This is a genomic window from Paenibacillus pabuli, assembly GCF_039831995.1.
Taxonomy (GTDB): Bacteria; Bacillota; Bacilli; order Paenibacillales; family Paenibacillaceae; genus Paenibacillus; species Paenibacillus pabuli_C.
In genome coordinates this window covers 2,827,684-2,850,806 of record NZ_JBDOIO010000003.1, presented here as the reverse complement: position 1 = coordinate 2,850,806, position 23,123 = coordinate 2,827,684, and the positions used below count along the sequence as shown (strand labels likewise).

Sequence of the window (23,123 nt, the reverse complement as noted above, 5' to 3'; positions counted from 1 at the left end):
ATTGAGGAGCATTCTCAAGTATAATAAGGCTAGTTTTGGAGTGCAGAGAAAGTATATATAGATAAGAGAGGTTAGCGGAATGAATATGAAGAATCCAAACAGGGGCGAACGTAAGCCGACAGGTAAACAAGTGGAAGCAACCGAGATGGACATCATGAAGGTTTTACTGCAATGCGGAATCGACCCGGAGCGTTGGAACGAGTTCATATCCTCCGTCAACAATGAGCATCATTAACTAGGTCATCATACACAAATATGTATTGAAGGGAGTTCAGACGCAAAAAAACCCAGGAACCGAAGAGAAAGCTACTCGGGACTGGGTCTTCCTTTGGTGGAGTTAATCCATGCTGCGTTCCATTCGGACAAAAGCAATAAAACGACGCGCCTCTTCTTCTGTTAAGGGTTTGCCGTCAATCATCAGATCGAAGCGATCCAACACTTCCTTATCCGATAATTCAAGCGAGTCCACAAATTCTCGAACATCCTCATCCATAACCACATCGCTCTGCTTCGTACGCCCAATGAGATAATCAATAGATACATTAAAAATGTCAGCAAGTCTGGTTAATACTTCAAAATCCGGTTTGCGTCGATTTTTCTCATAATGGGAGAGAGCGGCCCTGGTAATATGAATGGAGCTCGCAAGTTCTTCTTGAGTAAGTCCCCGCTGTTCCCTTAATTCAGCAATGCGATTTCCGTAGTTCATACGCTTTTCCCCCTGAACGCCATGTCAAATATATTAAAACAATCCTGAGCTATTTTTTGATCAGGGCAGCTTTCCTGCAAAATGATGACGCCTGGACAGACCTATATCCGAAATAGGTCTGTCTAAGGACATCTCATATTGTCGTAAATCAAAAGAACCATGTCCAAATACTGCTTGACATGATACAATTTGTATCGTAAATTGGACGTATGGAAGTTACAAAATGTATCATTTGGAATAATTTAAGTGTCTCCAAGTTGCCTATGCAATATACCCGTGAGAAGGAATAATGGCAACACTTGAAGGCTAATCCATTCTAAAGGAATGAAACGATGAATTCAATGATTCAGGAATGGGCCGATCTAGAATTAAATGTCCATATGTACATTCAGGAGTTTCAGGGTAAGACAGTAGACCGCAAACGACGTCCCGTTCTCCTGCTTGGGATGGATACAAAAGCGATTACTTTCCTGAGTGACCTGGTTTTACCGGTATCGTCAACGATGTTGATCGGTTTGGATGTAGAAGATCGCCAAGTATGTGTAAGGCTTCAGGCAAGGTTGCAATGGAAGCAGCCCTTCGGGGAGCTCACATTGTATCATTCAAGCCTGCATATTCAGCAAGAGCAGAAACTATATATAACTGGACAGTTAAATCAGATGCTTCGAGAAGTGCAGTTTCCTACGGTATCCCGATTGTCCTATGAAAAGGCAGCGGAACAACCAGACCTGCAGAAAACCTATCATTACATCGATTTTACCATATGAAGCCTGACAAATTCTAAACATTTTCTGAACAAGCATGTACTTAACGCCATTTTACTATATTTCATAGCGTTATGCATTAGTTCTTTAACACCAAAAGCATTTTGCGCGATGAATAAAAGGGCGAGGGGGATCATACATTGAGGAAGTTTGGTTATGGTTGAAATACACTGCCACATTTTATCAGGTCTTGATGATGGTCCGGTTCACATGGAACAGTCCATCGACATGGCCCAGAAGGCGGCAGCCTCGGGAGTTACCTCGATCATTGCAACTCCGCATCACCTGAACGGGCATTACAATAATGAACCGATTGTGGTCAATCAGGCAGTGGATCTGCTTCGTGCAGAGCTTCGCAAACGCAACATTCGCTTGGAGATCCGCCCCGGACAGGAGATCAGGGTTCATGAAGCTCTGATTCGAGACTTACACGCAGGCAGATGCTGCACACTTGCCGGGAGTCGCTACATGTTGCTGGAATTGCCCTTTGGCTATATTCCCTCGCAGTTCACCGGAATACTCCATGAACTTAGAGTAGCCGGTATCGTACCTATCATTGCTCATCCCGAAAGGAATCTCCCAATCCAGAATAATCCTGGGTTATTGGTTGAATACATTCATCAGGGCGCACTGATTCAGATTACGGCCCAGTCCATCATAGGACTTTTCGGACGAAAAGTTCAGAAATGGTGTTTCCATTTTTGCAAAGAAAACCCGTTTCATTTCATTTCATCGGATGCCCATGACATCCACATTCGTTCATTTGCTATGAATGCAGCATATGAGCAGCTAGGCCGCCGATTTGGAAAAGAACTGGTTGGGCGCTTGAAAAATAATGCTTGGTCGTTATGGAACAACCAAAGTATAGACATAGAGCAAGAAAAACCAATGGTCCTCAAACGAAGATTGTTGTTCTGGTAAACAGTCAGATCGAAAGAACAGTCATCATAATCGCTGAGTCGAATGGGAGGAATAACAGGTGGAACTGAAAGAGTACATGCAAATTTTACGCAAGCGAATTTGGATCATCGTAGCTTTTGTTGCTGTTGCTTGCATTGGAGCAGGTGTCAAAAATTATTTTTTTACCGTCCCTATCTATGAAGCGAACGCAAAATTGATTGTTAATCAGGCATATAACGCAGAAGGTGTTCCCAGTCTGGATATTGGGTCAATTCAAACCAACATTAAAGTGATTAATTCGTATATGGAAATCATCAAATCTTCAGCAATCCTCGATAAAGTAGCTGCTACATACCCCGATCTCGGCATGAACGGCAATCAACTTGCACAGAACATCTCGGTAACCACAGCAAATGAATCCCAGGTTATGAGTCTGACTGCTACTGGTTTGTCTTCCGAAAAAGCAGCCAAAACAGTTAACGCCGTTGCCAAAGTGTTTGAATCTCAAATCCCCGTAATTATGAAAGTGGATAATGTAACCATTCTGAGTGAAGCCAAACCCACGGAATCGTCCAGACCCATCAATGTGAATCCAATCGTTAATATCCTGATCAGCTTTCTCGTAGGACTTCTGCTGGCAGTAGGTTTTGTATTCCTCTTGGAATACTTGGATGATACGTTGAAAAGCGAAGATGAATTGGAAAAAGAACTGGGAATTCCCGCACTTGCTGTCATATCCAAAATCAAAAAAGAAGAAGTTCGCGGCTCTAAACAGACAACATCTCAAAAACAGGTAGGTGACGGCCAGTATGCCACGGTTAACCAATGATAAAGGAAGCCTAGTAACAATGGCTAACCCCAAGTCCAGTTCGTCTGAAGCTTATCGGAAGTTGAGAACCAACATCCAATTTTCATCCATCGATAGTCAGATTCAAACAATCATGATTGCTTCCGCTCTGTCGGGTGAAGGTAAAACCACAACAATCGGCAATCTGGCAGTGACCTACGCACAGGAAGGGAAAAAGGTTCTGCTTATGGATACGGACCTGCGCAAACCTGCCGTGCACCGCATGTTTAATGTACCCAATCATGTAGGACTAACCAGTGTATTATCGAGCCAATATAAAGTGACGGAAGTTTTGAGAGAAACGGATGTGGAAGGATTGCATGTTCTCTCTTCCGGTCCGATTCCGCCCAATCCTTCCGAGATGTTAGGTTCCCGTAAAATGACAGCTCTGCTGGAGAACTTAAAGGAAGAATACGATGTCATTCTGTTTGATACTCCGCCTGTTCTGGCAGTGACTGACGCATTGATCATCAGCTCATTGTGCGATGGCGTAATTCTTGTCGTGAGTGCAGGCAAAGTAAAGAAAGATCTGGTCAAAAAGGCAAAGGCGCATCTCGAACATGTAAATGCGCGAATTCTGGGAGCAGTTCTGAACAATGTACAGGTACCGAAGAATCGGATTGCTGACTATATTGAGAATGTTTAAGAGATTCGCGTTATAAATCCAAATAGCATTGTCAGGTCATGTCTACTACACCTTTATCAAGGTAGGCACTCGGTCACACTGTGGGTAGTGTACCTTAGACGTTAATCGTCAAGGGTGTGACGTGAGGTTGGGTTGAATGCCCCTTTATGAAATTGAAAGTAAGAATTGCATCAATTTATTTCAAGGTTTCATGGATTTAAGTGGTCCAACTCATACTTTTAAACCATAAAAATATGAAGGATAGGGTGGTATTTATGACTAAAGTGAGGAAAGCAATCATTCCCGCAGCAGGTTTGGGGACCCGATTTTTACCCGCTACAAAGGCAATGCCTAAAGAGATGCTCCCTATCGTAGACAAACCGACGATTCAGTACATTGTGGAGGAAGCAGTAGCTTCCGGTATTGAAGACATTATTATTGTAACAGGCAAAGGGAAGCGTGCGATTGAGGATCATTTCGATAGCGCATTTGAACTGGAGCACAATCTGCTGGAGAAAGGCAAGCTGGGTTTGCTGGAAGAAGTCCGGAAATCCTCCAACGTTGATATTCACTACATAAGGCAGAAGGAAGCCCTCGGATTGGGGCATGCAGTCTGGTGTGCCCGGAACTTTATCGGCAATGAGCCTTTTGCCGTGCTGCTTGGCGATGACATTGTCGTATCTGATGTGCCGTGCACGAAGCAGCTGATTCAACAATACGAGAAAGTTAACCAGTCCGTGCTCGGTGTGAAAACGGTAAGTCCAAGTGAAACCTATCGCTATGGAATTATTGATCCGCTGCATACCGATGGAAGACTTTCTTCAGTAAATAGTATGGTAGAGAAACCGCCACTCGGTTCTGCTCCTTCCAATCTGGCAATCATGGGCCGATACATTTTGACACCAAAGGTATTTGAATACCTGGAAGAGCAAAATGTTGGTGCTGGTGGTGAAATTCAGCTTACCGATGCTCTGCAAATGCTTAATCATGATGAAGGAATCAGCGCGTATGATTTCGAAGGTTCCCGGTTCGATGTGGGCGAGAAACTAGGCTATATCCTGACCACACTAGATTTTGCTTTGAAAAATAATGAGCTGCGTGCACCTGTCTTAATGGCGATCGAAGAGATATTAATGAAGGAAAAATTGAACCAAGTGCTTGTTGCAGGAGGGGATGGTCTGTGAATCTCTCGGGACCAGAGTATTATGGAAGCGGCGGAGAGGCCATTGCCAAGGAAGGCCATGGGAAACTGCTGGAACAACCGTACTCTCAACGTGTTGGCGGGTACGCCGATGTTATGAAGCCATTCATCGATTTCTTTGTGGCTGCTTTGCTATTACTGCTCACATCACCGATCATGCTTGTTATCGCAGTAATGATCAAACTCGATTCCAAAGGACCTGTGATCTTTAAACAGGAGCGTTACGGAAAAAATGGAATCAAGTTTAATATTTATAAATTTAGAACGATGCGTACGGACGCACCGAAGTATGGGTTATCTCCAACGACAAGTCATGATCCAAGAATCACCCGTCTGGGTCGCTTGCTTCGCAAGACGAGTCTGGATGAGCTGCCGCAATTGCTTAACATTATCAAGGGTGATATGAGCTTTGTGGGTCCGAGACCTGAAATGAAACGAATTGTAGAAGAAAGCTATACCGATCTGGAGCGCAGACGTTTTCTGGTAAAGCCAGGCATTACCGGATTATGGCAGGTGAGCGAAGCTCGCAAGGAGCCCATCCATCACAATCTGCAATATGATTTCCATTATATCTCCAACGTCTCACTGCAGTTAGACATTAAAATCATCTTCAGAACGGCCATGGTAATGATCAAAAGCAATACATTTTGATGGATGGAGCGTGAACGAATTGAAACATATTGTAGTGACGGGCGCAGCTGGCTTCTTGGGCTCACACCTGGTCAAATCTTTAATTCATCAAGGTCATCAGGTTACAGGAATTGATAACCTGTCGACAGGCGTGGCCAGTAACCTGGAAGAGGTGGCGAATAGCCATCTCTTCCATTTTCAAAAAGCCGATGTCACTCTGCAGGCTTCACTCGATTTTCTGGCTAATCAGCCTGTGGATGAGGTGTACCATCTCGCGTCGCCGGCCTCACCCAAATTTTATCAAGCGGATTCAATCGGTACCATATGGGTGAACACACAGGGCACTTATCATATGCTTGAACTCGCTCGAACCAAGGGAGCGAAGTTCCTATTTTCAAGTACAAGTGAAGCGTATGGAGATCCTGAGGTGCATCCACAGCCTGAGAGTTATCGCGGAAATGTGAACACCTGGGGACCTAGAGCCTGTTACGATGAGGCCAAACGTTTGGGCGAAGTTTTTTGTTATGAATACTACACGAAACACAGAGTTCCCGTTAAAGTAGCGCGCATATTTAATACGTATTCATCCGGTTTGCGGAATGATGATGGCCGTGTCATTTCTAATTTTGTGACTCAGGCACTCACGGGGCAGGACATCACCGTTTATGGGGATGGCTCTCAAACCCGCTCGTTCTGTTATGTGGATGACAATATTCGTGGTCTGCAAAAAATGATGGAAACCGAAGAGGCGAATGGAGAGATTATTAATATCGGCAACCCAACGGAGTACACTGTCCTTGAAGTGGCGTATTTGGTAAAAAAGTTGGCCCAATCCGACAGCAAGCTGGTATTCCTGCCTTTGCCTCAGGATGATCCCAAAGTCCGTCGTCCTGTGATTGATAAGGCACGTACAGTGCTCGGCTGGGAACCGGAAATTTCACTGGAAACAGGGCTGAAGCTGACGATTGAGAATGTTCGTGCCACATTGCAGGAAACGCCATGAAGCTGATCAAAGTGAGATGAGATAAGTGCATAAAATATTAATTGCCCACAGTTTATATCCTCCGCATATCATTGGCGGGGCTGAGATATCAACGCAAATCCTTGCACAGACACTGAGTAGTCATTATGAAGTCGAAGTCTTGACTGTCGGAGAACATAGTCAAAGAGAGATTCGATTAGACCAAGTGAATGGAATTCATGTTGTCCGTTTACCTTACAACAATCGATATTGGATTGGAGACGCCAACCGAAGTGTATCCGTTCCGAGCAAAATCATGTGGCGCCTTCAAGATATTTTTAATGTAAGACAGTACCAGCACATGAAGCAGTATCTAGCCAAAGCAAGGCCTGAGCTGATTCATACACAGAATCTCCCGGGTCTTAGCCTGGCGATCTGGAGAGCAGCATATGAAATGGGCATTCCTGTGGTGCATACGCTACGGGATTTTTCCCTGATTGATCCAATCAACCTATCTGCATACTCCAAAATATACAGAACGATTTCAAAGAGATTCAGTCGGACAATATCTTCGGTCATAGGCATTTCCAACCATATCTTGGGCAGTCATACTTCGCTGGGGTTCTTTGAAGACTCAAACAAACATGTAGTTCATAATATCGTAGAGAGTGGCCGATCCGTTACGGAATTGTATAAACAGAAAGTGGTTAACGTGAACCATCCGTTGAAAATTGGATACTTTGGACAGTTAACTGAAGTGAAAGGTGTCCATTATTTAATTGATGCTATTAAATCACTGGATCAAAATATTGCTGGTCAACTATGTATTTTTGGAGAAGGGCCGCTACTTTCTACCTTGCAGCATTCAGCGGCTTCGGATGATCGCATCGAGTTTAAGGGAAAAGTGGCGAAAGCAGAAATTGCAGGACAGATGGCAGCGATGGACCTGATCATCGTACCGTCAACATGGGATGAGCCATTTGGAAGAGTTGTAATAGAAGCTTACCAGGTAGGGACACCTGTGTATGCTTCGCGTGTTGGAGGCATGGCAGAGATACTATTAGACACTGAAGAGTTTGCCTTCCCTGCTCATCATGCCGAAGCCATTGCACAGTCAATCACGCATTACTATCGCTTGAGCGAGTCCGAGAAATTGCAGCTAAAAGAGCAATGCCATTTGCATAGCCAAACCTTTAATGAAGCTTACCTGCTTCAGGAGCATATGGACATTTACGAAAAGCTGATCAGGTAATGGAGGTTAACATGCACATTATTTCCATGAATAGAGGCACACCGGTATACGTAAGAACCCAAGATGAATCCAATCATGCCTTGTTCAAAGTACTCATGCATATCTTAGTGGTTTACCTTTCATGCTACGGGCTTATATCCATTTACGTGGACAACATTTTTATCCGTTCTCTAAAGGATGCTGGAATGGTACTAATCGCTGTATATGCCTTAAGTAAAGTATATCGTAGCGAGCAAAAATTCATCATTCCTTTTCTATTTTTGCTCGGGTCCATAGTTGTAATTGGTTCACTTAACCTACTTTTGGGCAAAAGCATAGTTACGTTAATCTACGGGCTTAAAATAACATTCTTACCCATCCTAATGATTTTTGCGGGAATGTTTATTGCCAAGGTAAAAGGGATTTACGTATTTGCCAGAACGAATCTGATCATCTTCTTTTTGTTGATTGCAGGCTGGTTGATCCAATATTCACTTGGCATAGATAAGTTGATTTCACTTGGTTTTATCTATGGAGTAAACATTAAACACTATCTCGAAGGTGTGCCGAGACTGTCCTCGATCACATATTCGCCTGACGGCTACGCGTATGCTCTATTGATTTCAGGTTTGATCGCTGAGAGAATTCGTTTGGCGGAAAAGAACAGACTAATACGTCTAAGTATCCAGTTGCTGACGATCAGTTTTTTGCTTTTATCCACCATTCGGTCTGCGTTGGTTCTTTGGATTGTTTATCAGATTGTTATGTTTCTTCTCCGTGTTCGGAAATACAATAAACAAAACGTGCTACTGCTGGCAGGTGTGTTTCTGCTGCTTCCCGCTGGCGCAATGCTGGGCACCCAGATGCTGAATAGCTATAATCTTCTGTCCGTGAGCTCCTTGATGGACCGTTTTCAGGCCTGGGGTGCAAATCTGACCTCACCTTACTCAATGGCAGGAATAATAGGAAATGGGATTGGCTCTGTAGGTGCAGCCAGTAGAAGAACACATGTCATTGGTTTACAATCGAATAACTTTGCCGTAGACAATCAATATTTTTCGTTTTATGAACAGACAGGGTGGTTTGGCATGTTGTATTGGCTTGCCTTATTTATGTGGATCATGATCTGCCTTGTGAAACGAATGAATCGGCTGCCTTCTGTAAACATCATGGGTTTACCGCAAATGGCGATTGCTCTTGGCGTCGGAGTGGCGGCATCAAGTCTTACGACGAACGTACTCGAGATGTTCCCCGGCAATATATCGATCTGGATCGTCATCGGCATGGCCCTTTATCAACAACGCGAAGCAGGCGATATACCATATGAAACGGGTGAGCTTAAATGAAAGTGTTGCATATAGGGGAATACGTTGTTGGGGGAGTGGCAACTTATTTAAACGAAGTTGTTGCATATCAACGTCGTTTTTTCGATGTGTATCTGTTAATGAGTGATTACAATTCTGCTTCAGATTTCGATTTGGAACCGGATCGGATTGTACGATATAAGTATAAGCGGCATCCGAAGCACTTTTTTTCTGCTATGAGACAGATCCATCAAGCCATTAAGCAAATTCAACCAGATATTATTCACGTTCATAGCTCTTTTGCGGGGATGCTTGCAAGGGGCTTGTTTTTTGTTTCTCCACGCAAAGCAAGTGTATTGTATTGCTCGCATGGTTGGTCTTTTCTCATGGATACCAAGCCTATCAATAAAAAGGCTTATTTCATGATTGAGAAGATTCTTGAACTAAAAACGGATTTCATCGTCAATATTTCCAAATATGAACTGGAACAGTCCGTAAGGCTGGGCATGTCTCCAGTCAAATCAAGGTTTGTATACAGTGGCCTGCGGGATCGAAAAACAAATGCTCCAGCCGAACAGACTGCACTTCCTGACTGGAACTACGCTGAAGCTTCAGAGGTAATTCAACTTTTGTTCGTTGGTCGGTTTGACCGACAGAAGGGACTGGACGTTCTGCTTGAGGTGTTGGGCAAACATCCGGAACTTCAAGAACTGATCCGGCTGTATGTTATTGGGGACAGCGTGTTGGAGAAGAACGAATGGCATTTCCCTGAAAATGTTACTCGACTGGGTTGGGTGGATAATGCCTCAATTGACCGTTATTACCAGCAATGCGATGCAGTGATTATGCCATCCAGGTGGGAAGGCTTACCGCTGGTCGCTCTGGAGGCAATGAAGAATCGGAAAGCGGTAATAGCAAGTAATCGTTCATCCTTACCGGAAGTAGTCTCGCATGAAGTGAACGGTTACATCTTTGATCTGGACCAACCAGAAGAACTGCTGGAGATTTTGAAGAAGTTAGACAAACAAACGTTGACTGCTATGGGTGAAGTGGGTCATGGCATATACAAGGATAAATTTAGTGCCGATCGCATGAATGAAGAATTTGTGAGCCTATATTATGAGGCTCGGAATATGAGTGTTACTTCTCAAGAGGCTCACATGACCTCACATCTCGAAATTCCGAACAGAAATGGAGAATGACATGATTACAATATACATTAACGCCCGTTTTCTGACCCAGACCGTTACGGGGGTACAACGATATGCGATTGAACTCGTAAAGGAGATCGACAAGTTGATTGACATTGGGGAAGTGGATGGAACGAGATACGAGTTTTGTCTGCTGTCTCCGGCTAATGTGATTACTCAGCTTGAACTGAAGCACATTCGTCATCAGGTAGTTGGCAAATTGAAGGGACATGTGTGGGAGCAATTGGAACTTCCCCTATATTCAAGGGGAGGGTTGCTGATCAATCTTTGCAATACGGGACCAGCCTTTAAACGAAATCAAGTTGTAACCATTCACGATGCTTCCGTATTCAGTTATCCTAAAGCATTTTCGTTTGCGTTTCGTTCGTGGTACCAGTTTTTGACGGTTAGGTTGGGGAGGATATCCAAAAAGGTAATTACGGTATCCAATTTCTCCAAAGGAGAACTGATCCAACATTGTAAAATTGCTGCGCAGAAGGTTTCTGTTACCCATTTGGGAATAGATCATATTCATGACAGGCAGGCTGCTCAAGGAACTTTAGAAAAGTATGGTATTCAGTCACCTTATGTACTGGCTGTCAGCACAATGAATCCATATAAAAATTTCAAATTAATTTTAGAGATATTACCTGAAGTGAAGGCTCAAAATCTGAGCGTTGTTATTGTCGGATCCAAAAACAGCAAGGTATTCGGCAATCACGAGGTCAGCGATTCAGATGGGGTTAATTGGGTTGGTTACGTCTCTGATGAGGAGTTAAAAGCATTGTATGAACATGCGGCCGGTTTCATTTTCCCTTCATTGTACGAGGGGTTTGGATTGCCACCGCTGGAGGCAATGGCTCTGGGATGTCCGGTGATTGTTTCCTCCCGTGGGTCTATTCCGGAAGTATGCGGTGACGCAGGGCTGTATTTTGATCCACACCATCCGCAGGAAGCTGCTGCACGTCTGGTGGAGATTACATCCGATCCAGAGCTCGGACGTCAGTTGTCCACCAAGGGCAAGGAACATTCTGCTTTCTTTTCCTGGAACAAATGTGCCAAAGATACGGTCAATATTATCATGAATACGGTATAAAGAGGCTGGCCACGGTCTTTCAAGGGAGATACGGATATGAAAAAAGTTTTTGTAGCAATTGATTTCCCCCCTGAAAAAGGCGGAATTCATGATTATGCTTATGGGCTAATCTCCCAGATGCCTGCGGAGGAAACCACGGTTCTGACCAATAAAATCAAAAATACGGAGCAGGCCAGGCAGTTTGACGAGGAAGCAGAATTTGAAATTATACGCAAGCGCATTTTCTGGAACTCGAATAAAGTACTCTTGCTTATCTCACAACTTATTTTAATGATCCAGCTAGTCGTGCTGAAATGGCGCAAAAAGACAGACGAAATCCATTTTATCAATGTGTTTCCTGTGGGGATTGCTGGACCAGTCATGAAAACTTGCTTTGGTACCAGATACTTCACCTACGTTCATGGACTGGACGTCATGGGTATGCAGAACAGCAAGCTTTTTCCGGTTTTAATGTACATTTTGCGACGTTCCGATAAGGTGATAGCCAATAGTCAATATACCAGATCGAGACTGATTGAATTAGGCATTCGGGAAGAACGAATCGTGATCATTCCACCTGGACTAAACATAGGTAAGTTGAAGAGTGCTGCAAGTGAGGAAGAGGATGTACGGAATAAGTATGGTTTACATGGAAAAAAAGTGTTGATTACCGTTTCAAGGTTGGTGGAGCGGAAAGGACATGACATTACACTGAGAGCGATTCGTCATGTCACTCAGCACATTCCCCATCTGAAATATGTCATTTGTGGTGAAGGTCCTTATCGAAGTGAACTGGAACGTTTGGTTGGACTGTATGCTCTGGAAGATGTCGTGGTTTTTACAGGGGGCATCCCCGATCACGAACTTCATCAATTGTATCAATGCTCTGACCTGTTCATCATGCCCAGTCGAGATATTAAGGAAAAAGGTGATGTCGAAGGTTTCGGGATTGTATTTCTGGAAGCTAACTATTACCGGTTACCAGTCATTGGCGGCAATAGCGGCGGTATTCCCGATGCCGTCAGGGATCGCGTTACCGGTTATCTCGTCGATCCATTGGACGAAAGCGAGATTGCGGACCGGATCGAACAATTGGTGGTGGATGAGGAACTGGCACAAAAACTCGGTGAAAATGGCCATGACTGGGTCATCAACCATTGTCTTTGGTCACATCGGGGTCAGCTGTTAAGACAACTGGCCTGAGCACAAAAAAACTGCATATTTTGAGGTGAGAAGATGAGGGCATCAGTAGCCATCTGTACACATAACAGGGGTAATGACACCATGCAGGCTGTTGATAGTATATTAAAAGGTGATTCGGACTACACGGCGTATGAAATTTTGGTTATTGATAATCGTTCTACAGATAATACGAAAGAATTGTTCGCATCCTTGGGTTTTCCCGAACATGTGCGTTATATTTTTGAGCCACAGTTAGGGTTGTCCTATGCAAGGAACAGGGCTATTGAGGAAGCAAAAGGCGAGTTTGTGATGTTTTTGGATGACGATGCCCTTGCTGCTCCCACCTGGGTTGACGAAGTTATCAAAATATTTGATATGGACCCTGACATAGGTTGTGTGGGTGGTAAGATCGTGCCCATCTGGGAAGGTGGAAAACCGGAGTGGATTCCAGATGATATTGTGAGTTTGTATACCGTAATGGACTTTTCTGACAGTATCGTGGAGATGAAGGCTCCCCATATTCCATTTGGAGCAAATGTATCATTTAGAAAGAGTATATTTAAGGAGATCCAGCCATTTAGAGTGGATCTAGGACGTGTAGGAAATAACCTGATGTCGAGCGAAGAGAGCGAACTCATTGGCCGGGTCCGATTAGTTCATAAAATATATTACAGTCCATATGCGGTTGTAGAACATAAGATTGCCAAAAGCAGGCTAAATAAGCGTTGGTTGTTGCGCCGGGTATACTGGCAGGGGATTAGTGATGCAACCCGCTATCAAAAGAGCGCATGGGGAATTTATAAACATCTGATTCGAATTGCACAGTCGGCTTTACTTATTGCAATCTCCTTTAACAATGTAAAAAAGGTAACCAGTCAGATGGCCAAAATTTCCTATCGTAATGGAACGATAGTAGGCTCATTCCGCAATGGCAAAGGATTGAATACGTAATGAGCATAGCGATCGCTAAGCCCCCCAGACAGCGCAGTATGCTTCAAACCATCTTCATGACCAGTTTTGCGAACATTGCTATTATGGCACTAACTACAATTACATCCATTCTGACGGCCCGCATGTTTGGAGCAACGGGCAAAGGGGAACTTGCCACCGTGTTGTTCTGGCCAGCACTGCTGTCCGGACTCGCGGCATTTGGCCTGCCTACTTCGTTGATTTACAACGTGAAAAAGTATCAGCAGCAGTTATCTACCTATATTGGAATGAGCTTCGTCGTACAGCTACCAATCAGTATAATTGTCGGTTTGATCAGTTGGCTGTGTATGTCCTCTTGGCTAGCGGGATACTCGGATACATTGGTCACACTGGCGCGCTGGTACACGGTGCTTATGGTCCCGGTCCTTTTATTGACAGGAGTGTTGGCAGCTGCTGCCCAGGGCACGGAACGATTTCACATCTATAATCTGTCCAGGCTGCTCGTACCTTTGTTGAATTTGTTAGGTTTGATCGGTTTCTGGCTGGCTGGTTCACTAACGGTAGAACGAGCAATTGCAGTAAGTCTTGCTTCGACACTTCTTGTATTGGTCACCTACATGTTCATGATGAGACGACAGATATTTGCTTCTATTTCTCAATTGATCCATCAATTTAAGGCTTGTGTGCATTTGTTCAGTTATGGTATCCGCGTGTATGGTGTTGAGCTGCTGGGAACGCTTTATACCCAGTTCGATAAGATTATCATTATTGCTCTCCTTACACCTCGTGATTTCGGCCTTTATTCGGTTGTATATGCTCTTTCGAGGATGTTTAATGTCGTACAGAACGCAATTACCAATGTTATTTTTCCAAAGGTAGCAGGCATGGAGAAGGAGCAAGTACTGCTGCTTGTTGGCAGAGCTTTTCGAATTAGCATGGTTCTAATGACCATCGTAGTCATACCGAGTATGCTCATTGGACGTTTTTTCATAGGCCTTCTTTTCGGGCCTGAGTTTTTGCAGGCCAGTGGCGTATTTTACTTGCTTTCGTTGGAATGCATCGTTGGTGGAGGATCATGGATACTGGCGTCGGCTTTTAATGCGCTCGGTAGGCCAGGTGTTATCGTGCTCAGGCAGGTCATTGCGTTGACCGTGACAGTCACGTTATTTTTTGTGCTTACCCCTATGCTCGGGCTGTTGGGCATTGGTGTTGCATTGCTAATTGGTTCGTTTGTTCGCATTCTAATGTCACTGATCTCGATCTCGGTTCTGTTCAAGCTGCCCGTTCGCAGCATGCTCTATGACAAGGAAGATATCAAATTCCTGAAGCAGCAGTTTAGAGAGAAGAATCCATTCAAAGGAGCCCGGAAAGATGCCAAACTCGCAAAGAACTCACCCCATGGATGAGTTGAAGCAACGGTTGAAGCAAATATTGGAGGTTGTCCCTCCAAAATCGAAAATTTTCTATATTGATTATCCCGTTCATAGCAATTGCGGTGATCTGTTGATCATGAAGGGGACTGAAGTCTTTTTCAAGGATTATCAGATTAAGGTGACCAAGAGGTACAGTGTTTATGATTTTACCGAACAGGTTGAGATCCCAAAAGATCATATCATTGTGCTGCACGGTGGCGGCAATTTCGGTGATTTATATGAAGCACACCAAAGTTTGCGTGAGAAAATCGTGAAAAACTATCCTCATCATCGCATAGTCATGCTTCCTCAAACCGTTTTTTACAAAAATGAAAGTGCCCTACAGAAGACAGCATCCATCTTCAACAAACATTCGGATTTACACCTCTTTCTTCGAGACGAGAAATCATATCAGCTAATTTTCAAGCATTTCCCGAATTGTAATGTCAGTCTGCTTCCCGATATGGCGCATCAGCTCTGGCCTATTGAGTTCAAAAATGCACCGCGAAAAGAAAGATTGGATTTTTTGCGAACAGATATTGAAGTGAACTCGGAGCAATCCTCCATTTCGCCAACGCAAGGAAACACTTATGATTGGCCTACCTTATATAACAGGTATGAACGCAAACTGGTTCATTGGATCGGGAAAGCTCTGCGCAAGTATAAGGGGAGTGTCATGGTGCACTGGACATGGAAAGTGTATAGCGACTACCTGATGCATAAGGCCATTCGCCTCTTTGCTCAATATGAAGTAATCCATACCTCCAGATTGCATGGACATATCCTCTCGTGTCTGATGGCAAAGCCAAACGTACTTATTGATAACTCGTACGGTAAAAATTCGGGTTATTATCAGCTTTGGACGCATGAGGTGAACACGGCAAACATGGACGGTTCCGCCAAAGGCAGAACTTCCGTGGAACAGGGATTTAGGGAAACAACGACTGCAACCGTATAAAAATAGATATAAAGGAGTGAGTGACGACGTCATGAGAATCGTACTTCTTTCTGGTGGTTCGGGCAAAAGGTTGTGGCCCTTGTCCAATGATACACGTTCCAAGCAGTTCCTCAAAGTGCTTGAAGGTCCGCAGGGGCAATCGGAATCAATGGTGCAGCGTGTATGGCGGCAGCTGCAGCAGACAGGTTTGAGTGAACAGGCTACAATCGCAACCAGCAAGCCACAGGTGGAAATTTTACAGAGCCAACTGGGTGAGGATGTTGACCTTGTAGTTGAGCCGGAACGCAGGGATACCTTTCCTGCTATCGCATTAGCGGCTGTCTATCTCTATTCGGTGCAGGGAGTAAGTCTGAACGAAACGGTGGCTGTACTTCCGGTTGACCCTTATGTGGAGGAATCCTTCTTTTATAAAGTTATGGATCTAGAACAGATTCTGTTGGAATCAGAAGTAGATTTAGCATTAATTGGGGTGAAACCAACTTATCCTTCCGAGAAATATGGTTATATCGTTACTGAACCAAGCGAAACGAGAGAAAAAGTGCATATGGAATACGCCAAGGTATCCCGTTTTCAAGAGAAACCTCGCGAGGCTGAAGCGGCAGAGATGATCGAGCAATCTGCCCTTTGGAATTGCGGGGTTTTTGCGTTCAAGCTTAATTACCTGATTAATCTGCTGATCGAGCTTGAGCTGCCCATTCAGTATGAAGAGATGCTCAAGCAATACGGAAGGCTGGAGAAAATCAGCTTTGACTATCAAGTCGTCGAAAAAGCCTCTCAGATTGTCGTTACACCTTACGATGGATATTGGAAAGATTTAGGGACGTGGAATACGCTGACGGATGAGATGAGCACCAATATTGTGGGAAAAGGAGTCGTTACAGACAGCTCATTAAATACACATCTGGTCAACGAGTTGAATATCCCCGTATGCGTACTTGGTGTTTCCAATGTGATTGTGGCTACAAGCCCGGATGGTATTCTGGTCAGCGAGAAAGAGGCCAGTCCACAGATCAAAGAAATTCTTAAAGATAGTGCGGAACGCCCCATGTATGAAGAACGACGCTGGGGCTGTTATAGAGTTCTCGATTATACACGGAATTCCAAGGGCGAAGAGGTACTGACGAAACGCATTATTATTGGAGCCGATAAAAATCTGTCTTACCAGTATCATCTGAAACGAAACGAAGTTTGGACCGTCGTTTCCGGGCAAGGTGAGTTCATTCTGGATGGTGAATTAAAACAGATTCATCAGGGCGATACCATTTCAATCCCATCTGGCGGAAAGCATAGTGTAAGAGCTATCACAGAACTTGAAATTATCGAAGTCCAGATGGGCAGCGAGCTGATCGAAGAGGATATTGTAAGGATTGAAATGGAATGGGCGGACATCATCCAAAATTGTGTGAACTGGGGGAAAACAAGATGAATATTGCGGTAATTGGAACAGGGTATGTAGGTCTAGTATCGGGAGTCTGCTTTTCTGAACTCGGCAATCGGGTTATCTGTGTAGATAACAATCAGGACAAAGTGGAGATGCTGAATGCAGGTGAAGTCCCCATTTACGAGCCTGGACTCCAGGAACTCATGATTGCCAACAAGCGGGCAGGAAAGTTATCCTTCACGTCTGATATCGCAGCGGCCATACGTGAATCCGATATTATTTTCATCGCAGTCGGAACCCCCTCTTTGCCAAACGGAGAGGCCAATCTGGGATACGTCGAGCAAGTGGCCATTGAAATTGGAACCCATCTGGAGAGCTATAAAATTGTTGTGACCAAGAGTACAGTGCCTGTGGGCACTAATGATCGCGTAAGAGAGTTAATCCAGAGTATTTCCACCCAACCGTTTGATGTCGCTTCGGTACCTGAATTTTTGCGTGAAGGTTCTGCAGTAAAGGATACATTGAACCCTGATCGTATCGTGATTGGTACGGACAGTGAACGAGCAATTCAAGCGCTCAAGAAACTTCACCGCCCGTTAACCGAGAACTTGATTATTACGGACATCCGGTCAGCTGAGATGATTAAGTACGCTTCCAATGCATTCCTCGCAACCAAAATATCATTTATTAACGAAATCTCGAATATATGTGAAAAAGTTGGCGCCGATGTTACACGCGTAGCGGAAGGCATGGGATATGATAAACGAATCGGTTCTTCATTCCTGAAGGCTGGTATTGGCTACGGGGGTTCATGTTTCCCAAAAGATACACAGGCTCTGATTCAAATCGCGGGCCAAGTTGATTACGATTTCAGATTATTGAAATCCGTCGTCCAGGTTAATCAGGACCAACGTTTCAATGTCATTCGCAAGCTTGAAGAAATTTTCGGAACCCTTAGCGGTAGAACCATTGCTGTCTGGGGACTTGCTTTTAAGCCTGATACTGATGATGTCAGGGACGCACCAGCTATCGATATTATTAGGTATTTGACAGAGGCCGGGGCTGTTGTTAAGGCTTATGATCCGATTGCCACAGCCAACTTCCGCAAAGAAGTTGATGCCACCTCGATTGTTTGGGAAGAAAACCCGCTTCATGCTGCCAGAGGAGCCGATGCACTTTGCGTGCTGACAGAGTGGAAAGAGTTCTCCCAGATGAATCTGATGGAGCTTGCGAGCATGATGAGTGAAGCGATCATGATTGACGGACGTAACGTGTATAACAAGGAACAAATTAAAGCCTCCGGGTTCCAATATTACTCTGTGGGCCGTCCTGGCCTCAATCATGCTGAAGGCAAAGCAGCAGCGATTATCTAAAGGGGAACATCATCATAACGTGAGTGAGGAAATACCATGAAAAAATGGATGAAAATTTCGATCTGGGTGGTTTCCATTTTCATCATTGCTGTATTTGGTTATGCGATGTACCTATACCAATCCGTCAAATCTACGGCTGATCAGATCTACGAGCCGCGTGATCCTGCTCAGCCTGTCTCAATTTCGGATAGTAGAGGCGGGCTGCCTGTTGATATTAATAGTAAAGAGCCCTTCAATGCTCTTATTCTCGGAGTGGATGAACGTCCGAATGATCCAGGGCGCTCGGATACAATGATCGTATTAAGTGTGAATCCTGGCAAAAAACAAGTGCTTATGTTTAATATTCCGAGGGATACACGAACCGAGATTGTTGGTCACAACACAGAAGACAAAATTAATCACGCCTATGCCTTCGGCGGAGTAGACATGTCCGTGAGAACCGTGGAACAATTTCTAGATGCTCCTATTCATTATTATATGAAGGTGGACATGGAAGGTTTTGCGAAAATCATTGATTTGGTCGGCGGTGTAGACGTAAATAATCCGTTTGCATTCGATTATGACGGCCGGCGTTACGAGCAGGGGAATATTCATCTCGATGGCGTGGCTGCACTCGGTTTTTCAAGAATGCGGTATGATGATCCCCAAGGAGACCTGGGTCGTAATGGACGGCAACGTGAAGTTCTGAAACAAATGATGAAAAATACAATGCAGTTCTCCAGTGTGCTCAATCTTCAAAATATGCTGGATGAGCTCGGGACGCATGTCAGGACGGATCTGACTTTTGACGAAATGAAGGAACTTATCCTCGATTACCGCAGTGATCTGGAACATATTGATACGGTGGAGATCAAGGGCAAGGGCGAAAAAATCGATGGTATCTACTATTACATTGTGGAACAGCAGGAACGGGATCGCATTCATGGGATAATTCAAGAGAATCTGCAGAAATAAAAGGATTTTTGATTGGGCAACGAAAGTGGTGATTACAATACTGATGGAGGAGGGCTCCAGAAAAAGGAGACACGGACGCAGACGGAGATTATACGGTTTTATCCTGTCCTTGTTATTGGTTGCAGCTTGGGTGCTGGTGATTTGGTCCATGTCCAAACAATCCTACCAACAGCAGACCATCCAGCCTTGGCTGCATCAATTGTCCGAAAAAGTCAAAATCGGATTTGCACTGCCTGATGTACAGTTTACTTACGGAGATCATGACTATTCACTGAGACAGAGACCCTATGATTTTGCCGAGTTTATATTTCGCAAGAGTGCACACCTATTTGTCTATGCTGTGCTGGCGGTTCTTGTCTACGGTGGACTGCGATACAGGAAAATGCGAATGCTGACCTGTATCGCTGCTTCGCTGATTGTGGTAGCTATGATCGCCTCTATCGATGAATATATACAGCAGTTCAGCCCTAATCGAACAAGTTCGATACGTGATATCGGCGTGGATCTGATCGGAGGCTGCTGCGGAATTGCAATATATGTGGTGACGAAGGCTACAATTCGTAAATTAAGGTCTCGCGGAAATCCGGGCTCCTGAAATTAAACGTGAATAAAGTGATTTCCCAGGAAATGCTCTGGGCCCTCCAGCTTCTACTTTCCTCCGATCCATCATAAGAATGGAGTAGGACAGGAGGGACGGACATGCTGCGAAGGCGCAATCGGAATGCCTTGTTCAAAAAGATCGGATTCGTTGCACTTGTGCTGCTGCTATTATGGCTAATTGGCAGAACCATCCCCTATCTCTTTCGTGCCGATGCGCCAGACGAAGCTGCTTCGGTGGTTGAAGAGTTTTACAAGTTCGAACAGGCGGGTGATTTCGGCAGTTCATGGGAACTGTTTCACCCATTGATGAAGGAGCGTTTCTCCAAAAGTGCTTATTTACAGTCCAGGGCTCATATTTTTATGCAGCATTTTGGCGTGGAAACCTTTGAGTTCGAGATGGAAAAACCGGAGCGGGAATTTGATGTTACGGTGATGGACGGTGTAGAGCCATTTGGCGAGGCGTACAAGATTGGAATAACCATGAAGTACAGAAGCACCTTTGGGCAACTGGACATTGTACAGACCTGTTATGTTGTACAGGATGGGAAGGAATGGACGCTGCTCTGGTATTACCCTGATAAGGGCGAGGAACAGGATTCAAGTGATAGCAGTGAGTGATTCCCTTGATGTCGGCAGGTAGTTTGATATACACCCATACTTTGCATCAATTTGTATCATTGTTCCTAAAAAAGGCTCTATAAATGCGAGACTTTTGTCGCATTTATAGAGCCTTTTTTGCGTTTTATCCCTTTTTAAAGGCAGAAGGGGCTTGACAATAGTCCTGTGGTCAAGTAAATTACGAGGTAGATACAAAATGTATCAAAATTCAGCTTCTAACGACAAATAACAGGGACTACATTACTCCTTGTTGAGGGGAAGGAATTTCAGTGATCGAAACGAGCCGCTTTTACTGTGTCAGTTGTGGGATGATTGTGTCGGTTGGTAGAGGCTCTGTCGAATTAAAGGAAGAGGGCTATGGAGGCAATCACGTATTTCGCACCGGATTTTACCGGAGTGAGATGCCGCTTGGATGCTGTGGAGCGTGTCAGATCCATATGAAGCGTAAGGAGAACACCCAGTTTACGGGACATTATGCCAAAGATTATGATACACTATGTTCATATGAGAGGCGGGCATGATTCATAAGCCTGTCGATGAGGGAGGGAATTGCATGCAGCAGGAGCCGGTCGTCCGACTTCAGGGCGTCAGTAAAATCATATCTTCCCGATCGTTGGTCAGCGACCTGACTCTGGATATTTCTCCGGGGCAGGTTTTTGGTTTTTTAGGGCCAAATGGTGCTGGTAAAACAACAACGATCCGAATGATGGTCGGACTTATGTCCATTAGTAAGGGAGATATCTTCATCTCGGGACATAGTATTAAAAATGAATTTGAGCAAGCGGTGGCCCAGGTGGGTGCCATTGTAGAGAATCCGGAAATGTATAAGTTTCTCACCGGATATCAGAATCTTGTCCATTTTGCCCGCATGTCGCCAGGGATTACGAAAGAACGAATTGCGGAAACCATTGAGCGTGTAGGGCTTACCGCCCGTATTCATGACAAGGTGAAAACCTATTCTCTGGGTATGCGTCAGCGTCTTGGTGTCGCCCAGGCCATATTACATAAGCCGAAGCTGCTTGTGCTGGATGAGCCAACCAACGGTCTTGATCCGCAAGGGATTCGGGAACTTCGGGATTATCTGCGTCAGCTCACCCGTGAAGAAGGCATTACGGTCTTTGTTTCCAGTCACTTGTTGTCAGAGATGGAACTCATGTGTGATACGGTTGCCATAATCCAAAATGGCAAGCTGATTGACGTGAGAAACCTCAAAGCGGAAGCCGGGACGGATGCACTCACAGAAGTTGCCTTTGAGGTGAATGATGTACAGCGTGCCTCGGAACTGATTGAAGATGCTGTGATCCAAGGTAACATGCTTGTGGTACGTCTGTCGCGTGAACAGATTCCGGACTTGAACGCCAGACTGGTAAGCGAAGGCATTCAGATATACGGTATCCGTAACGTAACACATACACTCGAAGATCAATTTTTACAAGTGACTGGGGGCGGAGGTATTGCCTAACTTTGGTAATCTTTTATTGAATGAAAATATGAAAATATTCCGGCGTCCCCGTACCTGGATCATGCTTTCCTTTTTGGCCTTAATCTCGCTGCTGCTTCCGGTGCTGCTGAGAGAAGGCATGGGAGGCGGTGACGTTTACTTCTGGGAAGCGGCGATAACGACGGTTCAGATCGTATTTTTCCTGAATACCATCTTCTGTGTGGTTATTGCGGCTGAAGCGGTAGCTGGTGAATTTACATGGGGTACAATCAAGCTGCTGCTCATTCGTCCGTGGTCCCGCAGCAAGATTCTGGCTTCAAAATACATTACGGTACTGGGGTTCAGTCTGCTCAGTACAGTTCTGATTCTCTTGCTCGCAACGGGCATGTCCTATATCCTGTTCTCCCATGACGGAAGTGCCAATGGAGGCGTAACCTCGGCAGCGTATGCCTTTACGTTATGGGCCTATCTGTACGTGGATCTGTTTATAACGCTGGCCATTGCCTTTATGGTTTCCTCTGTGTTTCGTTCGGGAGCACTGGCGATTGGTTTGTCACTGTTTATCATGTTTACCCAGAGTATATTTGCCTTAATCTTCAATCCGGCTCGCTATGACTGGGCCAAATATGTACTATTTAATAACATGGATCTCAGCCGGTATATGAATTCGGGAATGGACCTCGGATTGTTCGGCGGAGGTAATGCGGGAATGACCCTTGGCTTCTCGGTTGCCGTGTTGGCCGTATACTATGTAATTTTTATGGTTGTTTCGTGGGTTGTTTTCAGCAAAAGAGATGTGGCAGGCTAACCGCCTGCTTCTTTTTTTTGTTCATTTTTCAT

The 23,123-nt window shown here is 44.7% G+C and carries 25 protein-coding genes; 24 read left to right on the top strand and 1 reads right to left on the bottom strand.

The features are described 5' to 3' along the window. Positions 1-79: 79 nt before the first annotated feature. Positions 80-235, top strand: a complete 156-nt coding sequence (locus tag ABGV42_RS15095; protein ID WP_347382361.1) for a hypothetical protein — start codon at positions 80-82, stop codon at positions 233-235. A gap of 102 nt (positions 236-337) precedes the next feature. On the opposite strand, the gene ABGV42_RS15090 is transcribed toward ABGV42_RS15095, so the two are convergent. Further along, positions 338-706 carry a helix-turn-helix domain-containing protein gene (locus ABGV42_RS15090; RefSeq protein WP_095360712.1) on the bottom strand — a complete coding sequence of 123 codons (369 nt, stop codon included), beginning with the start codon at positions 704-706 and terminating at the stop codon, positions 338-340. Positions 707-1,038: 332 nt separating this feature from the next. On the opposite strand from ABGV42_RS15090, the gene ABGV42_RS15085 reads away from it, so the two are divergent. The 23 genes from ABGV42_RS15085 (at position 1,039) to ABGV42_RS14975 (ending at position 23,091) form a co-directional block, all read left to right on the top strand. Further along, positions 1,039-1,473, top strand: a complete 435-nt coding sequence (locus tag ABGV42_RS15085) for a hypothetical protein (RefSeq protein ID WP_347382360.1) — start codon at positions 1,039-1,041, stop codon at positions 1,471-1,473. Positions 1,474-1,626: 153 nt separating this feature from the next. Next, the gene (locus ABGV42_RS15080) at positions 1,627-2,391 is read left to right on the top strand and encodes a tyrosine-protein phosphatase (RefSeq protein ID WP_347382359.1); all 765 of its coding nucleotides are present in this window, start codon (positions 1,627-1,629) and stop codon (positions 2,389-2,391) included. A 58-nt stretch (positions 2,392-2,449) separates the two neighbouring features. Next, entirely contained in the window at positions 2,450-3,199 is a 750-nt protein-coding gene (locus ABGV42_RS15075; RefSeq protein ID WP_347382358.1) for a YveK family protein, read from the top strand. Next, complete coding sequence (locus ABGV42_RS15070; protein ID WP_347382357.1) at positions 3,180-3,863, top strand: CpsD/CapB family tyrosine-protein kinase; 684 nt, start codon at positions 3,180-3,182, stop codon at positions 3,861-3,863. Before ABGV42_RS15075 ends, ABGV42_RS15070 begins: the two co-directional genes overlap by 20 nt. Before the next feature lie 254 nt (positions 3,864-4,117). Then, on the top strand, positions 4,118-5,026 hold the full coding sequence (gene galU, locus ABGV42_RS15065) for a UTP--glucose-1-phosphate uridylyltransferase GalU (RefSeq protein WP_347382356.1): 909 nt from the start codon (positions 4,118-4,120) through the stop codon (positions 5,024-5,026). Further along, on the top strand, positions 5,023-5,694 hold the full coding sequence (locus tag ABGV42_RS15060; RefSeq protein WP_347382355.1) for a sugar transferase: 672 nt from the start codon (positions 5,023-5,025) through the stop codon (positions 5,692-5,694). The genes galU and ABGV42_RS15060 overlap by 4 nt, the downstream gene beginning before the upstream one ends. Positions 5,695-5,713: 19 nt before the next feature. Next, positions 5,714-6,676, top strand: coding sequence for a UDP-glucuronic acid decarboxylase family protein (locus ABGV42_RS15055; protein ID WP_347382354.1), 963 nt, complete (start codon positions 5,714-5,716; stop codon positions 6,674-6,676). 25 nt (positions 6,677-6,701) lie between these two features. Further along, complete coding sequence (locus ABGV42_RS15050; RefSeq protein ID WP_347382353.1) at positions 6,702-7,886, top strand: glycosyltransferase family 4 protein; 1,185 nt, start codon at positions 6,702-6,704, stop codon at positions 7,884-7,886. A gap of 11 nt (positions 7,887-7,897) precedes the next feature. Further along, positions 7,898-9,211, top strand: coding sequence for a hypothetical protein (locus ABGV42_RS15045; protein ID WP_347382352.1), 1,314 nt, complete (start codon positions 7,898-7,900; stop codon positions 9,209-9,211). Continuing rightward, on the top strand, positions 9,208-10,371 hold the full coding sequence (locus tag ABGV42_RS15040; protein WP_347382351.1) for a glycosyltransferase: 1,164 nt from the start codon (positions 9,208-9,210) through the stop codon (positions 10,369-10,371). Before ABGV42_RS15045 ends, ABGV42_RS15040 begins: the two co-directional genes overlap by 4 nt. 1 nt (position 10,372) lies before the next feature. After that, positions 10,373-11,455, top strand: coding sequence for a glycosyltransferase family 4 protein (locus ABGV42_RS15035; protein ID WP_347382350.1), 1,083 nt, complete (start codon positions 10,373-10,375; stop codon positions 11,453-11,455). A 36-nt stretch (positions 11,456-11,491) separates the two neighbouring features. Beyond that, the gene (locus ABGV42_RS15030) at positions 11,492-12,637 is read left to right on the top strand and encodes a glycosyltransferase family 4 protein (protein WP_347382349.1); all 1,146 of its coding nucleotides are present in this window, start codon (positions 11,492-11,494) and stop codon (positions 12,635-12,637) included. A gap of 33 nt (positions 12,638-12,670) precedes the next feature. After that, positions 12,671-13,567 (top strand): glycosyltransferase, encoded by an 897-nt coding sequence (locus ABGV42_RS15025; protein WP_347382348.1) that lies wholly within the window; start codon positions 12,671-12,673, stop codon positions 13,565-13,567. Next, on the top strand, positions 13,567-14,952 hold the full coding sequence (locus ABGV42_RS15020) for a lipopolysaccharide biosynthesis protein (protein WP_347382347.1): 1,386 nt from the start codon (positions 13,567-13,569) through the stop codon (positions 14,950-14,952). The genes ABGV42_RS15025 and ABGV42_RS15020 overlap by 1 nt, the downstream gene beginning before the upstream one ends. Next, the gene (locus ABGV42_RS15015; protein ID WP_347382346.1) at positions 14,918-15,916 is read left to right on the top strand and encodes a polysaccharide pyruvyl transferase family protein; all 999 of its coding nucleotides are present in this window, start codon (positions 14,918-14,920) and stop codon (positions 15,914-15,916) included. The genes ABGV42_RS15020 and ABGV42_RS15015 overlap by 35 nt, the downstream gene beginning before the upstream one ends. 31 nt (positions 15,917-15,947) lie before the next feature. Continuing rightward, the gene (locus ABGV42_RS15010; RefSeq protein ID WP_347382345.1) at positions 15,948-17,342 is read left to right on the top strand and encodes a sugar phosphate nucleotidyltransferase; all 1,395 of its coding nucleotides are present in this window, start codon (positions 15,948-15,950) and stop codon (positions 17,340-17,342) included. Beyond that, the gene (locus tag ABGV42_RS15005) at positions 17,339-18,670 is read left to right on the top strand and encodes a UDP-glucose dehydrogenase family protein (RefSeq protein ID WP_347382344.1); all 1,332 of its coding nucleotides are present in this window, start codon (positions 17,339-17,341) and stop codon (positions 18,668-18,670) included. The genes ABGV42_RS15010 and ABGV42_RS15005 overlap by 4 nt, the downstream gene beginning before the upstream one ends. A gap of 36 nt (positions 18,671-18,706) precedes the next feature. Next, on the top strand, positions 18,707-19,624 hold the full coding sequence (locus tag ABGV42_RS15000; protein ID WP_347382343.1) for an LCP family protein: 918 nt from the start codon (positions 18,707-18,709) through the stop codon (positions 19,622-19,624). A 43-nt stretch (positions 19,625-19,667) separates the two neighbouring features. Beyond that, positions 19,668-20,219, top strand: coding sequence for a VanZ family protein (locus tag ABGV42_RS14995; protein ID WP_347383251.1), 552 nt, complete (start codon positions 19,668-19,670; stop codon positions 20,217-20,219). A gap of 104 nt (positions 20,220-20,323) precedes the next feature. Beyond that, positions 20,324-20,842, top strand: a complete 519-nt coding sequence (locus tag ABGV42_RS14990) for a hypothetical protein (RefSeq protein ID WP_347382342.1) — start codon at positions 20,324-20,326, stop codon at positions 20,840-20,842. 269 nt (positions 20,843-21,111) lie between these two features. Then, positions 21,112-21,363 carry a hypothetical protein gene (locus ABGV42_RS14985; protein ID WP_347382341.1) on the top strand — a complete coding sequence of 84 codons (252 nt, stop codon included), beginning with the start codon at positions 21,112-21,114 and terminating at the stop codon, positions 21,361-21,363. A 32-nt stretch (positions 21,364-21,395) separates the two neighbouring features. After that, positions 21,396-22,304, top strand: coding sequence for an ABC transporter ATP-binding protein (locus ABGV42_RS14980; protein WP_347382340.1), 909 nt, complete (start codon positions 21,396-21,398; stop codon positions 22,302-22,304). After that, positions 22,297-23,091 (top strand): ABC transporter permease, encoded by a 795-nt coding sequence (locus ABGV42_RS14975; protein WP_347382339.1) that lies wholly within the window; start codon positions 22,297-22,299, stop codon positions 23,089-23,091. The genes ABGV42_RS14980 and ABGV42_RS14975 overlap by 8 nt, the downstream gene beginning before the upstream one ends. The last annotated feature ends 32 nt before the right edge of the window (positions 23,092-23,123 follow it).

Bases quoted from the DNA above. Each gene is read 5' to 3' on its own strand.
- ABGV42_RS15095 (WP_347382361.1), top strand. From the start codon at position 80: ATGAATATGAAGAATCCAAACAGGGGCGAACGTAAGCCGACAGGTAAA.
- ABGV42_RS15090 (WP_095360712.1), bottom strand. From the start codon at position 706: ATGAACTACGGAAATCGCATTGCTGAATTAAGGGAACAGCGGGGACTT.
- ABGV42_RS15085 (WP_347382360.1), top strand. From the start codon at position 1,039: ATGAATTCAATGATTCAGGAATGGGCCGATCTAGAATTAAATGTCCAT.
- ABGV42_RS15080 (WP_347382359.1), top strand. From the start codon at position 1,627: ATGGTTGAAATACACTGCCACATTTTATCAGGTCTTGATGATGGTCCG.
- ABGV42_RS15070 (WP_347382357.1), top strand. From the start codon at position 3,180: ATGCCACGGTTAACCAATGATAAAGGAAGCCTAGTAACAATGGCTAAC.
- galU (WP_347382356.1), top strand. From the start codon at position 4,118: ATGACTAAAGTGAGGAAAGCAATCATTCCCGCAGCAGGTTTGGGGACC.
- ABGV42_RS15045 (WP_347382352.1), top strand. From the start codon at position 7,898: ATGCACATTATTTCCATGAATAGAGGCACACCGGTATACGTAAGAACC.
- ABGV42_RS15040 (WP_347382351.1), top strand. From the start codon at position 9,208: ATGAAAGTGTTGCATATAGGGGAATACGTTGTTGGGGGAGTGGCAACT.
- ABGV42_RS15035 (WP_347382350.1), top strand. From the start codon at position 10,373: ATGATTACAATATACATTAACGCCCGTTTTCTGACCCAGACCGTTACG.
- ABGV42_RS15030 (WP_347382349.1), top strand. From the start codon at position 11,492: ATGAAAAAAGTTTTTGTAGCAATTGATTTCCCCCCTGAAAAAGGCGGA.
- ABGV42_RS15025 (WP_347382348.1), top strand. From the start codon at position 12,671: ATGAGGGCATCAGTAGCCATCTGTACACATAACAGGGGTAATGACACC.
- ABGV42_RS15020 (WP_347382347.1), top strand. From the start codon at position 13,567: ATGAGCATAGCGATCGCTAAGCCCCCCAGACAGCGCAGTATGCTTCAA.
- ABGV42_RS15015 (WP_347382346.1), top strand. From the start codon at position 14,918: ATGCCAAACTCGCAAAGAACTCACCCCATGGATGAGTTGAAGCAACGG.
- ABGV42_RS15010 (WP_347382345.1), top strand. From the start codon at position 15,948: ATGAGAATCGTACTTCTTTCTGGTGGTTCGGGCAAAAGGTTGTGGCCC.
- ABGV42_RS15005 (WP_347382344.1), top strand. From the start codon at position 17,339: ATGAATATTGCGGTAATTGGAACAGGGTATGTAGGTCTAGTATCGGGA.
- ABGV42_RS15000 (WP_347382343.1), top strand. From the start codon at position 18,707: ATGAAAAAATGGATGAAAATTTCGATCTGGGTGGTTTCCATTTTCATC.
- ABGV42_RS14995 (WP_347383251.1), top strand. From the start codon at position 19,668: ATGGAGGAGGGCTCCAGAAAAAGGAGACACGGACGCAGACGGAGATTA.
- ABGV42_RS14990 (WP_347382342.1), top strand. From the start codon at position 20,324: ATGCTGCGAAGGCGCAATCGGAATGCCTTGTTCAAAAAGATCGGATTC.
- ABGV42_RS14980 (WP_347382340.1), top strand. From the start codon at position 21,396: ATGCAGCAGGAGCCGGTCGTCCGACTTCAGGGCGTCAGTAAAATCATA.